The following is a 14752-nucleotide window of genomic DNA, read 5'->3' as shown; positions in this document are numbered from 1 at the left end:
ACGGAGCATCGCGGCAGCGCGGATGTCAAGAGGTTGCAGCTGGCGACGGGCACCGACCGACACTTCCCCAGGTTCGGCAAAGCTGCGACCCCCGTTTCCGACTCCGGCTGGTTAGGTCGTTCAGCAACGCCCGTGAAAGAGTCGATTGAGCCGCGGGCCGGTACGCCGGCACCGGTGTAGTTGCCGTGGGTCGCAAGAGCCCTGCGTGATGACTTCACGAAAAACGTTGCGTGCTAACCCTTTCGGCCGACATGGAGAAGGTCCGATCAGGTCGCCCAACCATGAAGTGAGCCGCCCGCGATTTCTCCGCGGCACAGTTAGCTCGCCGATCGGCAAAGGCGGCGCGTCACACGATTGATCGAAGGCCCACCGTGGCGTTACCCCACAAAAGAGACACGACCAATTTCCGCGCAGCATGATTTTAATGGTGAACTTCAGGTAAACTGCCCACGAACTCCCGGTGTCCCACTGCCCGACGGATCGTCCCGTGGCCCGCATACCACCGTCAAACCGTCGGGGACTAGCAGAACGGAGCCCCTGCTATGTCCACCCACATCACCGTTTCCGCTCGCTCTGTGTTGACCGCGGCCGTTGCGCTCACCGGCGCGGCAATCCTGGGCGGCGGCGCAGCATCAGCCGACCCGAACCAGGACGACCAGTTCCTGGGACTGCTCAGCCAAAAAGGCGTAGCTGCCCTGTCGGGAGTGCCAAGCCTCATCGCCACAGCGCATCAGATCTGCCGCAATCTCGACGACGGGATGTCAGCGGGTGCCCTGGTGGACGCGCTGGTAGACAATGCCAACAACGTCACTCCCGGTGCCGACCGAGATCGGCTCGCGCGTACCCAGGCCCGCTTTTTCGCTGCCGCAGTGGAGGCCTACTGTCCGAACCATCTGGCACAGGCAGCTGCTATCCCTGCGCGATGGAACGGACCGAGGCACCGGGTGCTCCTCGCCTCGCTGATCAAAGTGAGCAATCCGGAAAACCCGACGCAGCCGGCACCGGGACCGGACGTCCAAAGTGTGATACCGCCGCAGGCACCTGCTCCCGCTCCGCCAAGAACGTTGGCACCGACGGTAACTGGTCCGCCGCCGGGCGCCGGCGGAGGCGGAGGCGTCAATGGTGGTGGGGCGGGCGGCGTGGGCCCGCCACCGCCCATGGAACCCGGCATCATCGCGCTCGCGCCGTAACCGCCCAGTCAGCCGGCCATGTCGGGCGGGCACGCTGATTTCGTCGGCACACGACACGAGATCGTTTTGGTATCAACACAATTACGCTGCCGTTCAACAGCTGTCACATTGTTAACATCACTGCGATGCAGGACCTGGCGGTGTATTCACACCTTCGACGATCACGCCCGATTTCCCGGCGTGATGTTTTGCGCTACAGCATCGCAATGTCGGCAGTGCCGGGATTGTTTGCGGCCTCGACAATGGCACCCGCCGCCGCAGTCCCCACGGCGGCTACTTCCACTCCGAAACTGATCGACTTCGCCATGAACCAAATTCCCGCGGAGCAAATTCGGGCTGCCGGCTACGCCGGCGTCATCAACTACGTCTCGCTGTCGCGTCCCGGCTCGTCCTTCGGCGCCAAACCGATTACGCGGCCCTACGCCGAGCAGCTGAAAGCAGCCGGGTTGATGATCGTCAGCAACTACCAGTACGGCAAGCCGGGCGGGTCAGCATCATCGGACTTCAAGCGCGGGTTCGACGGCGGCGTCGCCGATGCGCGCACCGCGTGGAAGCTGCATACCGCGGCGGGTGGCGGTCAAAGTGCGCCGATCTTCTTCACCATCGACGAAGACATCAACCACGACACCTGGAACAACGTGGCGCTGAAGTGGTTTCGCGGAATCAACTCCGTGTTGGGAGTGCAGCGCACCGGCGTCTACGGCGGCATCGACGTGTGCCAGTGGGCCGCCGCAGACGGTGTCATCGGGAATTCGCGCACTCCCGGCCGCCGGTGGGCCTGGCAGACGAAAGCTTGGTCGGGCACGCGGATCGACCCCGCCGCCGTCCTCTACCAACGCGTGGTGAGTACGGCGTCGAATCCAGGCCCACGTGTCGGCGGATTCGAAGTCGACGTCAACGATGTCCTTGCCCAGGATTTCGGCCAGTGGAGTTTGCATCCCTGAGACCCTCGCATCAGCCTGATGAAAACGGTTGAAGTTGACCTTCGTCAGGCCCTCCGCCACTGAGCCCGTCGTCGATCCATTCTGCGATCACGGTGTCGAATGCGGCTGCCAATCGGCATTTTTCGCCGTCTCCCGCGGGTATCGTTCCGGAGGTGTCGCTGCCGGAGCTGCTGATGCGCACGGCTCAATCAGCGGCGATTCCGTTGCTGGTGGCCACCGCGGTCAGTCACATTGACGCGCCGCCTAACCACTTGGGCACCACCGTCAATTGGACCTTGATGTGGCGCAGGTCAATTGCTCTCGTTAGCGGTGTTGACCCACCGTGAATGTCTGGCGAGCCGCGTGGGCAGCGGAGTGCTCTCCCATTGACCGTGTTCGAGCCAGTCGCGTAGCGCGGCAGCGTCACCGTCACCGTCGATCGGGCCGATCCAGTGGGCCGGTCCGCACGCGTGGCGGTCCACCGTGCAGGGCTGCAGCAGCGCCATAACCCCGCATCCGGATTGCCGAGATGCACAGGCCACTGGCCCGAGGATGCACGCAGCGGAGACCAGCATGCCGTGCGGGCAGCGTTGGATCGTCGGGCGCAGTTCATCGATCACCGACAGAGCAGGATCGCCCGAGCAGGCGTTGCAGACGATGACGGTGAAAGGTCGGTCGGTCCGGTGTGGGACGGTCATCGCGTCTGGCCCGGTCGATCTCGGTTGCCAACCGCCGTTGCACCCCAGAGAACGAGGAGTACGGCATCAGCAGCTTTACCGGCTCTTCGTAATTCAGAGTGCATCGACCAGTGAGTGCAAGGCGCCACTGTGTAGCAGTGAGCGCCATCGGTAGTGGGTGAGATTTCGGAAGCCAAGGGCGTTGCGGCGCAGGGCTTCCAGGCGGCCGTTGATGGCCTCGGTGGGCCCGTTAGAGGCGCGGTGGTCGAAGAACGCCAGGATGTCGGCGCGGCGGCGGTGCAGGGTACGGCCGAGTTGGGCCAGTTCGGCGAGGATCGCGGGGACGCCGCGGCGTAACGAGTTGATGATCGCGGTCATCATGGTCTTGGCGCGGCGTCGGTCGGGGTGGCTGTAGGCGGCGATGATGCGCTGATAGACGCTCCAGGTCACCATGACCCCGAGATGATCGTCATCGGCGAACACCGCTTCCAATCGTGCCCGTTGCCGGGCGCTTAGCAACGGCACCCGGGTGCGCAGGGAGCGGCGTACTCCGTAGAGCGGATCGCCGGTGCGACCCCGGTGCCCGCAGGTCAGCTGCTGGATGCGTTGGCGGCACAGATCCAACTTCAGGCCCGCCAGCGCGACGACGTGGAACGGATCCATGACCGCGGTGGCGTCGGGCAGTTCCTCGGTGGCGGCGGTCTTGTAGCCGCCGAAGCCGTCCATGGCGATGACCTCGACCTGCTCGCGAAACGCCGGCAGCTGATCGGCCAGCCAAGCCTTCAGTGCTGCAGCGGAGCGCCCTTCGACAAGGTCAAGCAGCCGTGCTGGCCCGGTGCCGTCGCGGACCGGGGTGAGGTCGATGATCAACGTGACGAACCCTGCGGTGCCGCGTCGCCGTGGAGCCCAGCGGTGCTCATCGACCCCGATGACCCGCACACCGTCAAGCCGATCGGGTCCGGCCGCGGCGATCACAGCCGCAACGGTGCGCACGGCGATCGTGCTGACGGTATGCCAGGACACCCCGAGTTCGCCTGCGATCGCCGAAATGGTCGTGCGGTCGATCATTAACCGCCGCAATACATATCGGGCACACCGACGGGTCGTCGACGAGCGTGGGGCGGCAAGTTTGTCGAGGTTCTGGTTGAACACCGCCCGCCCGCACTGTGGTGTGAGACAACGGTAGCGCGGGATTGCGACCCTGAGCACCAGGAGGGCAGCCGGCCACCGGCAGATCGGTCAACGGCCGCACGACCGTGTCGCGATAGCGGCCGTCGTGGCCACAGTCCGGGCAGCGGGGATCACGGGCCACCGGCGTGCAAAAGATCGTGGTCTGCTTCTCGTCGACTGCGGCGTCAGTGATCGTCACCCCCAACTCGATGGTGCGCATGATCGTGTCGGCAACAACAGACGGCGAGCAGGCAGTAGCCTCAGGCACGGGTTCCCTCGGTGTGGTGGTTGTGGCAGGTGTAGGAACCCGAATCGTCACCCGCCGAGGGCCCACCTCAGCTCACCGACACGACAACATTCCCGGCAATCCGCCGATCACCGACGCACTCTCGTTCACGAAGAGCCGCTTTACCTTCCGTGCAGATCGGCCGTTTCATCCGCAACGATTGAATTCGGTGCTTGACGAGATGCGAGGATTATTGCGCAGCAAGGGGTTTTGCTTCGAGCGCCGCGTCGATCGTGTCGAAGCGTTCGGTCATGTACCGATACAGTTTGGAGAATTCATCGTGCGTCATATCTACAGTCAATTATATTGCAAATGAGCAGAATTGGGAATATCGGCGTTCAAATCCCGATCGGCTATCGTGCTCGACCGACCGACGATTACATGAAGTGATCGCTTCGGTCGAATGGCTCGGCAGTGCTGAAAAGTGTTCAGCTTTTAGCTCATTCGCTATACAGACAGGCGCCCGGAGGAGCGGCGGCAGCATCTGTGGCGACCGGCTAATCTGACGCATCCGCAACGCGCCCATAGTAGCGCTCCCAATCATCGTCGCATGTCGACGGTCCGCCAAACGATTTTCGCTCCGTCAGCTCCTGCTGTATCCGTCGCTGGCGCCAGTCCTTCATGCCTTCGTACACATTGCCAGGGACGCGGTTGTCGAGTATGAAATGCTCCGCCAGCCATTCTGCGTTCATGCAGGCCACGAGGCAGCAGTACTTGGTGCGGAGTTGCTGCTGCCCGGGGTTCTCACGCTCGGGTTCGGTAGTGTCGGCATCCTCGCCAGCTGGCGCCTGCGCCAACAGGCGCAGCGCTGGCGAAGCCGACGCGTCAGAAGCCGGCCTGTGCGCAGCATCCGTTCGGTCAGGTACTGACTTTGCCCGAGATCAGAGAGTGGACGCACGACGAGCGGAATTCGCTGATAAAGGCCAATATTCGCCAGCTAGAGCGTGACCGATCCTAGCCGACCTGCACGAGCGGCTAAGAATCTGAGAGATCGGGCATGAGGAGCTTTATACGTGAGGAAGCCAACCGGACCCCGACGGGGACAGGACGAAGCCGCGCCCCTGCGGATCCTTGCATGCCGTTGTCTTCTTGTCGTCAACCCCACATACGACCCCGCCGACGGTGATCGAATGCAGTGGCGGCAGAGTCTTAATGGGCTGGTCGTGGATCGTGTTGTTCACGATGTAGCGTGGACTTGCCGATTCGTAGAGGCCTTTTTGGGTGTCCATGTAGTGCACGGTCGTGACGGGATTGGCCACCGGGGCAACGCCTGGGAGATTGTTTCCCAAACACGCTGCACCTCCGTTATCGATCAGGCAGACGACACCGTCCGGTGAGAGGAAATAGTCAGTCCGCGTGGGTTGTCGTCCCGGGTTATCGAACGCAATTTCATAATTGGCGATGTCGACAGGTGTGTAGCCGCTGAGGTCAGGAAACTTCAGTGGTTCGGCGTGTCCATCGCATGCGGTCAGCAGCGAGGTCGTGAGGATTACGATAGCGGTGCAGAGCGCTCTGGTAAGCATGTCTAATGTCCTATTTATGTGGGTTCACCTGGAATTGCTCGACGGTATAGGTGTCGCCGGTACCGGTGTCCCATTGACTGACCAGTACCCCGAAATTATCCAGCGTAGAACCAGGCACGATGAATCCGCCGTAATTCTGCGGGTAACCCGTCCCAGGAGTCAGCGCCGTCGGCCAGATACCTGCCTGTGCGACCACAGTGTTTAGTGAGTTGTTGGGATCAAAAATCTGGACGGGCGCTCCGTTGCCAACTTGGATTTCAGTTCCCCCGGTAGCCCCGTTCCAGCCCGACAAGACGGGGCGGCCACCGACCTCGCGAAAGCTGATTTCTCCGTAGTGAACGCCACGGTCTGTCAGTGGGACCGCGCGCGCTGCGGAGTCTGGGCCTGCTTGGCCAAAATCGTCGCCGGTCCAGGGCTTCCAGGAGTCGCGGTTGGTGATGTCGGCGGGGTTGTCGACCTCGTACATCGTGATGCCCAGGCTGCGGTCGAAGGCGTCGGCGGCGATGTAGATATGGCCGTTGCTGGCTTGGTAGCCGCTGATCTGGGTGGGCGCGCTGTCCGGTTTGGTGCCCACCGCCAGGTGGTTCGGCCCGCGCCACCGTTAACTGCACACCGCCAGCAGTCAGCGCCAGGTCGTGGGCTGCCGCCAGCGCCGGAGACGCACCGGCGCCCGCCTCGGGAACGGGGTCGGTCTTGATGTCATTGGTAATGTCGTTCACCACCGCTTGAACCTGCGGCTGCAGCAGCGCCATCGCATCCAGATCCATTTTGACCAGATCAGCCACGTGAGCCCCCTGTCTGCTATGGAGTCGCATAACCCACATCACGGCCAGATCCACACTATAGAAATGGCTCGTGATGACCACAATGCCCGTCCAGCCGAGACTCGCGGGCAAACCTCTGTTGCGCTTGCAGTTGCAGTTGCAGTTGCTCGGAAGGCGTCGCAAGCCGAGACCAGCGTTTTTAAAGTTTGCAATAATTGACGGCCATTCAATGAATTCATGCGTCGCAGAAATGCGTATTTGTATTGATTTTGTGCAATATTCCATTGTACAATTAATGGTACAAAGGGGCGCCATTCGAATGACACCAGAACAAATTGCAAAACTTATCAACCTGCTCAAAATCAAGCGGACGGAATTGCGCCTGAGCGCCAATGAGGTCGCCAAGCGCGCCAAGGTCGATCCTGGCACTGTTTGGAGAATCGAGCAGGGATTGATCGCGAACCCACGGGTCGAGAACCTGGTCGCAATCGGCCGCGTCCTCGCCATCAGCCCGATGGAACTGTTCACCACCGCAGGCTGGTTTACCGCCGACGACCTACCGGATTTCGGCACTTACCTCAGCACCAAGTTCGAAGGCATACCCGAAGCTGCGGTCGAAGACATCGAGCAATACGTCGACAAGACCCTGGATGCCCACACGCGGCGCTCGTCCCCTCACCAAAGCCTGAGGCACTACAACCACTGTCCACAATGCCCCCCGCGCCCCGAAGGAGTGCTGACATGAACAGATCAACCAAGTTTGAGGAGCCCACCAAGGCCGTCCTTTACCTCCGGGTGTCATCCAAGAAGCAGATGGACACCGCCGTCGACATCGACCCGGATGGCAATTCCATTGCCACGCAACGGGAAGTAGCCAGCCGCAAGGCCAACAACCTGGGTGCTGATGTCGTGAAGGAATTCGTCGAGCCAGGTGTTTCTGCGTCGACGATCGAGAAACGCCAAGCATTCCAAGACATGCTGACGTTCCTGCGCGAGCACAGCGACGTGCGCTACGTCATCGTATACGCCCGCTCCCGCGCCTTCCGCAACTACATCGACGCAGCCATCACCAAACGCCTTCTCGATAAGCTCAATGTCAAACTCGTCTCTGCGCGTGAAGATTTCGGCGACGGTGTCTACGCCGACATGATGGAGGCCGTTACCGATATCTTCAACGACGTTCAAAACAAGCTCAGCGGTGAAGACATCCGAATCAAATTGCAGCACAAGGCCATTAACGGAGGCACCACAGGACGAGCCCCAATCGGCTACCTCAACACCAGGACCGAAGTCGAGGGGCGACTGATCAATACTGTCAGCCTCGACCCCCTCCGTGCACCTCTGGTACTGAAAGCCTGGGAGCTGTATTCCACGGGCGACTATTCAATCGAACGACTCACGGCCACGATGGCCGACCTGGGCTTGACCAGCAAACCAACCGGCCGCTGGCCAGCAGGCAGACCGATGTCCGACACGCAATTGCACCGGATGCTCGGCGACGCCTATTACGCCGGCTTCGTCGTCTACAAGGGTGATATCTACCCCGGGCGACACGAACCGATCATCGGGCAGGACCTCTTCGAGCGCGTCCGTGAAGTTCAGGCCGCCCGCAGCGGCCGCGGAACTCGCGATCGTGTTCTCAACCATTACCTCAAGGGACTGCTGTTCTGCGACCGATGTGACGAACATGGCCGGACCTCGCGGCTCATCTATACCGAGGCCAAAGGCCGCAGCAGACGCTACGGGTACTTCCTGTGCCGAGCACGACAAGACGGGCTCTGCGACCTGCCGCACATCGCCATCGAGCGCGTGGAGCAGGCGGTCGTCGACCACTACATCACTTTCCAACTCGGCGAGGAATTCGCGAACGAATGTCGGGAGAAGCTCGACGCAGCACTCGCCGACGCCCAGGGCAGCGAGCGAGAAGTGCACGCAGCACTCACGCGGCGCCTGAGGGAACTCAGCGAGAAAGAGTCCCGGCTCATCGATCTTGCCGCCGACGGCACATTGCCGGCCGCAAAGATCCGCGCCAAGCTAAACGAGGTCAAGATCGACCGCGCCCGCATCGAAGCTGGCCTCGCGACCACCGCCGATCAGCTGTCGCTCGGCGCGGGAGTGCTGCGTGATGCGCTGCACCTCGTCGCCGACACCCACGCGCTGTACCAGAACGGAAGTAATCAAGTCCGCCGCAACCTCAACGACACGTTCTTCCAGAAGCTCTACATCGACGACTGCGAGGTTGTCCATGACGAACTGAAGCCGCTTTTCGCCGAAATCGCCGAAGCAAAGAGGGCAATGATGGCCTTAGGCACAGCGGACGCCCGATTCCGGGACGCCACAACTGCGGATTCAGTCAATAACAACAAAACGGCCCCACTCGGACTCGCTGGCATTTTTTTGGCCAGCGGTTCGAGTAAGGCCGGTCTGGTGGAGCTAAGGGGACTCGAACCCCTGACCCCCACACTGCCAGTGTGGTGCGCTACCAGCTGCGCCATAGCCCCAAGTCGTGCTCATCGAAGCTACACCACCGGCCACACGGGTTCAAAACCGCTGGCCAGGGCGGCGGCACGGACCCGTTCCGAACAGCGGGCCCGCTTCTGCGAAAGCAAGACACCGGCCGCCACCAGCCCCTACTCGATGGCCTGGTTGACCACCTCCCGGGCCACCTGCTGCACCTCAGCGAGGTGCTCGGGACCCCGAAACGACTCGGCGTAGATCTTGTAGACGTCCTCGGTGCCCGACGGCCGCGCGGCGAACCACGCGTTCTCGGTAACCACCTTCAGCCCGCCCAGCGCCGCGCCGTTGCCCGGCGCGGAGGTCAGCTTCGCCACGATCGGCTCCCCCGCCAGCTCGGTGGCCGTCACCTCAGCAGCCGATAGCCGCGACAACCGAGCCTTCTGCTCGCGGGAAGCCGGCGCGTCCACCCGCGCGTACACCGGCGCACCGTAGCGCCCCGTCAGCTCCGTATACCGCTGCGACGGCGTCCGACCGGTTACCGCCAACATCTCCGAGGCCAGCAGCGCCAGAATGATGCCGTCCTTGTCCGTCGTCCACACCGATCCGTCCCGACGCAGGAACGACGCCCCCGCCGACTCCTCACCGCCGAAACCGATTGTGCCGCCGATTAATCCGTCGACGAACCACTTGAAGCCGACCGGCACCTCCACCAACGTCCGGCCCAGACCGGCCACCACCCGGTCGATGATCGACGAGCTCACCGCCGTCTTGCCCACGCCGACGTCCGCAGGCCAGGACGGCCGGTGCGTGAACAGGTAATCGATGGCCACGGCCAGATAGTGATTCGGGTTGAGCAGTCCCCCATCCGGAGTGACGATGCCGTGCCGGTCGGAGTCGGCGTCGTTACCGGTGGCGATTTGATAGCGATCCCGGTTGGCAATCAACGACGCCATCGCATCCGGCGAGCTGCAGTCCATCCGGATCTTGCCGTCGTGGTCCAGCGTCATGAACCGCCAGGTCGCATCGACCAGCGGGTTGACCACGGTCAGGTCCAGACCGTGCCGATCAGCGATAGCGCCCCAGTAGTCGACGCTTGCTCCACCCAACGGATCGGCCCCGATCCGCACCCCGGCTGCGCGCACCGCGTCGACGTCCACGACGTTCACCAGGTCGTCGACGTACGAACCCAGGTAGTCGTGCCGCTGCGCCGCACCCAGCGCCCGCGCCAGCGGTACCCTGCGCACCGCAGAAAGGTCCCGCAGAATTTCGTTGGCGCGCTTGGCAATCACGTTGGTCGCCGCCGAATCCGCCGGGCCGCCGTTGGGCGGGTTGTACTTGAAACCGCCATCCGAGGGCGGGTTGTGCGACGGTGTCACCACGATCCCGTCGGCCAATCCCTCAGTGCGCCCGCGGTTGTAAGTGAGGATGGCGTGGCTCACAGCCGGCGTCGGGGTGTACCGGTCGCGTGAATCGACAACGGTCACAACGTCATTGGCGACCAACACCTCCAGCGCCGACACCCACGCCGGCTCGGACAGCCCGTGGGTGTCCCGGCCGATGAACAACGGCCCCGTCACCCCCTGCGCGGTGCGGTGCTCGACGATCGCCTGGGTGGTCGCCAGAATGTGCGCTTCGTTGAACGCGCCGTTCAACGCCGACCCGCGGTGACCCGACGTGCCGAACACCACCTGCTGGGCGACCTCGTCGGGATCGGGCACCACCGAGTAGTACGCAGTCACCAGGTGGGGCAGGTCGACGAGGTCTTCGGGCTGGGCCGGTTGACCGGCGCGCGGGTGAGCCATGGGACCAATTCTGCCCATACGCCGCACCGCGCCCTACGCTACGTAGGCGCACAGTTGAAATACCGAAGGGAAACAACCGGTGGCACGCCACGACTATCGGGAGCTGGCCGCGATCTTCGCCGGCGGAGCCCTGGGGTCGCTGGCCCGCGCGGCGCTGGCCACCCTCGCCGTCCCCGATCCGGCGCGCTGGCCGTGGCCGACGTTCACCGTCAACATCCTGGGCGCCTTCCTGGTCGGCTATTTCACCACCCGATTACTCGAACGACTGCCGCTGTCCAGCTACCGGCGCCCGATGCTGGGCACCGGATTGTGCGGCGGGCTGACCACCTTCTCCACCATGCAGGTCGAGACGGTCAGGATGGTCCAGCACGGCCATTGGGTGCTGGCCGTCACCTACACCGTCGTCAGCATCGTGCTCGGCCTACTGGCGGTGTATCTGGCCACCGCCCTGGTACGCCGGGTGCGCTTGCGATGACGACGGCTCTGGTCTGGCTCGGGGTCATGCTGATCGGGGGCGTCGGCTCGGTATCGCGGTTTCTGGTGGATCGCACCGTTGCCCGCCGCGTGGCCCGCCCCTTCCCGTACGGCACGCTCACGGTGAACGTCACCGGCGCCGCACTGCTCGGCTTTCTGGCCAACCTGGCGTTGCCCAAAGATGTCGCGCTGCTGGCCGGCACCGCGTTCGTCGGCGCCTACACCACCTTTTCCACCTGGATGCTGGAAACCCAGCGGCTCAGCGAAGAACGACAGTTGTTCGCGGCGTGCGCCAATCTCGCCGTCAGTGTCGTCCTCGGGTTGGCCGCGGTACTGCTAGGGCAATGGATCGCAGAGCTGATATGAGCGAGCAGAGCCTCAAACTCACCGCCTATTTCGGCGAACGCGAGCGAGTGGTCGGCGAACCGAGGCGATTCCTGGCCGATGGCCTGCTGGACCTGTTCGGCTCGCGGGACATCGCTACTAGCGTAATGCTGCGTGGCATAACAAGTTTCGGGCCGAAGGGCGATCTGCGCAGCGACAGTTCGCTGAGCCTGTCCGAGGATCCCCCGGTCACGATCGCCGCCGTCGACGTCGAGTCGAAGATCCGTGCGGTGGTCGAGCAAACGATGGCGATGACCGGTCGCGGCCTGGTGACGCTGGAACGTGCGCGACTGGTCACCAAAGACAGTGGCACCGACGCCTTCAGCGAAATCGACAGCCGGACCGGCGACGCCGCCAAAATGACCGTGTACGTCGGCCGTCAGGTACGGGTTCTCGGAGCGCCGGCCCACTACGCGATCTGCGAACTGCTGTATCGACACGGATTCGCCGGTGCAACAGTGCTTCTCGGTGTCGACGGAACAGTGCACGGCCAGCGCCAACGGGCCAGGTTCTTCGGCCGCAACGTCAACGTGCCGCAAATGATCATTGCCGTCGGGTTGCCGCAGCAGGTGTCGGCGGCCGCAACCGAACTGGCCGAACTGCTGACTAATCCCCTGCTCACCATCGAACGGGTGCGTCTGTGCAAACGTGACGGTGAATTGTTCGCCCGCCCACAGGAACTGCCGCCGACCGACAGCCAGGGGCGCACGCTGTGGCAGAAGCTGATGGTGCACACCGCCGCGACGGGCCACGACGGGGAGCAACCGATCCACCGCGCCATTATCCAGCAGCTGATGCAATCCCACGCGGCGCGCGGGGCCACGGTGCTGCGTGGCACCTGGGGCTTCTACGGCGACCATAAACCGCACGGGGACAAGCTATTCCAGCTTGCCCGCCAGGTTCCGGTGACGACGATCGTCGTCGACACACCCCAGGCCATCGCCCGCAGCTTCGACATCATCGACGAACTCACCACCCACCACGGACTGGTCACCAGCGAAATGGTGCCGGCCGCGATGACGGTGGACGGGCCCGGACACCGGCCTGAAACTTCACTGGCCGAGTACGACTACTGAGTGCCGAGCCCAACAGCGACGAAAGGACCGCGCGTGACCGCTTCCCTGTCGGTGCCCCAGACCTGGGACGACATCACCCCCGCGTGGATGACGGAGGCGCTGGCCAACCGGCATCCGGGCGCGCGGGTCGAGTCGGTCATCGTGGCCGGCCGCGACGACGGCACCAACCGGCGCGCCCGGCTCGCTCTCACCTACTCGTCGGGCACCGGACCGGCGACGGTGTTCGCCAAGGCCGCCGACCCCGCGCACAAAGAGATGATCCGGATGACCAGCGGTATGTTCCACGAACCGCGGCTGTTCACGTGCGGCGTGGAACTGCCTGTGGAACATCCCGTCGTCTATACCGCGCTGATCGACGAGGACGACTACGACTTCGTGATGATCATGGAGGATCTCACCGCACGCGGCGCCGACCCGCGCGACGCGACCCGGCCGATGTCGGTCGAGCAGGTCGCTTCGGGCATCAGGGGTTTGGCCCGCATGCACGGCCGCTTCTGGGGCGACCGGCTGCGGCAATACCCCGAGCTGAACTGGCTCGAACCATATCTGCCTTGGGACGGAATGCAATACGCGCCGCTGCATGAAGCGAAGTCACGGCTGGGCGACGAGGCTCCGCCCGCGGTGCTGGAAATGAGTATCGACGATCTCATCGAAGCAACCTGGAAGCCGTACATCCGCACCCTCACCGCCGGGCCGCAGACGCTGCTGCACGGCGACCCGCACATCGGCAACACCTATCTGCTGCCCGGCGGAGAGGTGGGGTTCCTGGATTGGCAGGTTGCCCGGCACGGCAACTGGTCGCTGGATGTGGGTTATTTTCTGCAGGGCGCCCTGACCATCGAAGACCGGCGCAGCAGCGAACGTGAACTCCTGGAACAGTATCGCGCGTCGCTCGGGCTGCCCGGGCCGGAGATGCCGAGCAGCGACGAGGTCTGGCTGCGCTACCGGGCGTCGGTGGCACACGGGTTGGCCATCTGGCTGTGCACGGCCAGCGCCGGCGACCTGTGGCAGCGCCCGGACATCGCCGTCGCACTGGCGCAACGCTATTCGGCGGCCTACGCCGACCTGGACACCGCGGGGGCGCTGGCCGAGATCACCGGCGCTCAGTAGTGGTAGGTGTCCGACGGCGCCGGTGAATGCACCTGGTCGTCCTCGAACTCCGAGGGCACGATCCCGTAGGACCGGGCCAGGTCGAGGATCTTGGTCGCCCGCGCGATGCGGGGCAGGTCCGAGCCGTTGCGGATCTCTCCCCCGTCACGTTCGAACTCGGCGAAAAACTCTTTCGCCCAACCGATTTCCTCTTGTGAAGGCGACAAACCCTCGTTCACCACCGCACACTGGTCCGGCGACAGGCAGATCTTGCCGGTCATCCCGAACTCGACCGAGACGGCGGACGCCTCGATCAGCTTGAGCGGATTGGAACCGATGGTCGGCCCGTCGATCGCGCTGGGCAGACCGGCGGCCTTGGCCGCGATGGTGAACCGGGACCGTGCGTAGGCCAGCGTCGCGGGTTCCTCGCCGAAACCGGTGTCGCGCCGGAAGTCCCCGATTCCGAACGCCAGCCGGAAAGTGCCTTTGGCGGAGGCGATCTCGGTGATGCGCTCCAGCCCGCGCGCGGTTTCCACCAATGCCACGATCGGCACGTTGGGTAGCCGCTTGGCGGTCTCGGTGACGTGGTCGACGGACTCGACCATCGCCAGCATCACGCCACCCACCGAGGTATTCGCCAGCTGCGCGAGATCCTCGGCCCACCATGGAGTGCCGAAGCCGTTGATCCGCACCCAGTCGTCGTTGCCTTCGGACAGCCACCGCACCACGTTGTCGCGGGCCGTCACCTTGTCCTTGGGCGCCACCGCGTCCTCGATGTCCAACACCACGATGTCCGCCCGCGAATGCGACGCGGCCTCGAATCTGTCGGCGTGCGTCCCGTTGACCAGCAGCCAACTGCGCGCCAGGACGGGGTCGATGCGCGAGCCGATGTCGGCGGGGTGTGTGGTGTCGGTGCTGACCTGTTCGTACACGCCCC

General features: G+C 63.7%; 14 protein-coding genes, 1 tRNA gene and 2 pseudogenes. 9 read left to right on the top strand and 8 right to left on the bottom strand.

Features of this window, described 5'->3' with window-relative positions; genetic code table 11:
* Positions 1–542 precede the first annotated feature (542 nt).
* Positions 543–1190 (top strand): DUF732 domain-containing protein, encoded by a 648-nt coding sequence (locus MKCMC460_RS09480; protein ID WP_238305619.1) that lies wholly within the window; start codon positions 543–545, stop codon positions 1188–1190.
* 125 nt (positions 1191–1315) lie between these two features.
* Positions 1316–2134 carry a DUF1906 domain-containing protein gene (locus tag MKCMC460_RS09475; RefSeq protein WP_238305617.1) on the top strand — a complete coding sequence of 273 codons (819 nt, stop codon included), beginning with the start codon at positions 1316–1318 and terminating at the stop codon, positions 2132–2134.
* Between the two features lie 290 nt (positions 2135–2424).
* On the opposite strand, the gene MKCMC460_RS09470 is transcribed toward MKCMC460_RS09475, so the two are convergent.
* Together MKCMC460_RS09470 and MKCMC460_RS09465 are read right to left on the bottom strand one after the other, a co-directional pair.
* Positions 2425–2811, bottom strand: coding sequence for a hypothetical protein (locus MKCMC460_RS09470; protein WP_238305616.1), 387 nt, complete (start codon positions 2809–2811; stop codon positions 2425–2427).
* A 93-nt stretch (positions 2812–2904) separates the two neighbouring features.
* A pseudogene (locus tag MKCMC460_RS09465) lies at positions 2905–4180 on the bottom strand (ISL3 family transposase).
* Here MKCMC460_RS09465 and MKCMC460_RS31740 point away from each other — a divergent pair.
* Entirely contained in the window at positions 4107–4562 is a 456-nt protein-coding gene (locus tag MKCMC460_RS31740) for a GTP-binding protein (RefSeq protein ID WP_370653097.1), read from the top strand. The pseudogene MKCMC460_RS09465 and the gene MKCMC460_RS31740 overlap by 74 nt on opposite strands.
* Before the next feature lie 691 nt (positions 4563–5253).
* On the opposite strand, the gene MKCMC460_RS09455 is transcribed toward MKCMC460_RS31740, so the two are convergent.
* Together MKCMC460_RS09455 and MKCMC460_RS09450 are read right to left on the bottom strand one after the other, a co-directional pair.
* The gene (locus tag MKCMC460_RS09455; protein ID WP_236981655.1) at positions 5254–5769 is read right to left on the bottom strand and encodes a hypothetical protein; all 516 of its coding nucleotides are present in this window, start codon (positions 5767–5769) and stop codon (positions 5254–5256) included.
* Between the two features lie 10 nt (positions 5770–5779).
* The gene (locus MKCMC460_RS09450) at positions 5780–6343 is read right to left on the bottom strand and encodes a DUF4185 domain-containing protein (protein WP_238305614.1); all 564 of its coding nucleotides are present in this window, start codon (positions 6341–6343) and stop codon (positions 5780–5782) included.
* 284 nt (positions 6344–6627) lie between these two features.
* Between MKCMC460_RS09450 and MKCMC460_RS09445 the strand changes: the two genes are divergently transcribed.
* Both MKCMC460_RS09445 and MKCMC460_RS09440 read left to right on the top strand, forming a co-directional pair.
* Entirely contained in the window at positions 6628–7278 is a 651-nt protein-coding gene (locus tag MKCMC460_RS09445; protein ID WP_238305988.1) for a helix-turn-helix domain-containing protein, read from the top strand.
* Positions 7245–8309 (top strand): annotated as a pseudogene (locus MKCMC460_RS09440) (recombinase family protein); the annotation flags it as partial. The gene MKCMC460_RS09445 and the pseudogene MKCMC460_RS09440, both read left to right, overlap by 34 nt.
* 258 nt (positions 8310–8567) lie before the next feature.
* Here MKCMC460_RS09440 and MKCMC460_RS09435 read toward each other — a convergent pair.
* The 3 genes from MKCMC460_RS09435 to pgm form a co-directional block, all read right to left on the bottom strand.
* The gene (locus MKCMC460_RS09435; RefSeq protein ID WP_236981651.1) at positions 8568–8780 is read right to left on the bottom strand and encodes a hypothetical protein; all 213 of its coding nucleotides are present in this window, start codon (positions 8778–8780) and stop codon (positions 8568–8570) included.
* Positions 8781–8958: 178 nt separating this feature from the next.
* A tRNA-Ala gene (locus MKCMC460_RS09430) sits at positions 8959–9034 on the bottom strand.
* Positions 9035–9163: 129 nt separating this feature from the next.
* Positions 9164–10792: a phosphoglucomutase (alpha-D-glucose-1,6-bisphosphate-dependent) gene (gene pgm / locus MKCMC460_RS09425; RefSeq protein ID WP_236981650.1), complete on the bottom strand. Its 1629-nt coding sequence runs from the start codon at positions 10790–10792 to the stop codon at positions 9164–9166.
* A gap of 79 nt (positions 10793–10871) precedes the next feature.
* On the opposite strand from pgm, the gene crcB (MKCMC460_RS09420) reads away from it, so the two are divergent.
* The 4 genes from crcB (MKCMC460_RS09420) to MKCMC460_RS09405 all read left to right on the top strand — a co-directional run bounded on the left by crcB (MKCMC460_RS09420) (position 10872) and on the right by MKCMC460_RS09405 (position 13836).
* Positions 10872–11267, top strand: coding sequence for a fluoride efflux transporter CrcB (gene crcB, locus MKCMC460_RS09420; RefSeq protein ID WP_236981649.1), 396 nt, complete (start codon positions 10872–10874; stop codon positions 11265–11267).
* The gene (crcB, locus tag MKCMC460_RS09415) at positions 11264–11632 is read left to right on the top strand and encodes a fluoride efflux transporter CrcB (protein ID WP_236981648.1); all 369 of its coding nucleotides are present in this window, start codon (positions 11264–11266) and stop codon (positions 11630–11632) included. Before crcB (MKCMC460_RS09420) ends, crcB (MKCMC460_RS09415) begins: the two co-directional genes overlap by 4 nt.
* Positions 11629–12726, top strand: coding sequence for a DUF190 domain-containing protein (locus MKCMC460_RS09410; RefSeq protein ID WP_236981647.1), 1098 nt, complete (start codon positions 11629–11631; stop codon positions 12724–12726). Before crcB (MKCMC460_RS09415) ends, MKCMC460_RS09410 begins: the two co-directional genes overlap by 4 nt.
* A gap of 87 nt (positions 12727–12813) precedes the next feature.
* Entirely contained in the window at positions 12814–13836 is a 1023-nt protein-coding gene (locus MKCMC460_RS09405; RefSeq protein WP_238305987.1) for an ecdysteroid 22-kinase family protein, read from the top strand.
* Here the strand turns inward: MKCMC460_RS09405 and MKCMC460_RS09400 are convergent.
* A complete protein-coding gene (locus MKCMC460_RS09400) occupies positions 13830–14747 on the bottom strand; it encodes a CoA ester lyase (protein WP_238305613.1) in 918 nt (305 codons plus the stop codon). The two genes, MKCMC460_RS09405 and MKCMC460_RS09400, sit on opposite strands and share 7 nt — an antisense overlap.
* Positions 14748–14752: the final 5 nt, after the last annotated feature.

This window comes from Mycobacterium sp. 20KCMC460 (genome assembly GCF_022179425.1).
GTDB classification, from domain to species: Bacteria; Actinomycetota; Actinomycetes; order Mycobacteriales; family Mycobacteriaceae; genus Mycobacterium; species Mycobacterium kiyosense.
The sequence above is the reverse complement of the archived record's forward strand: the minus strand, read 5'-3'. Positions and strand labels throughout refer to the sequence as shown.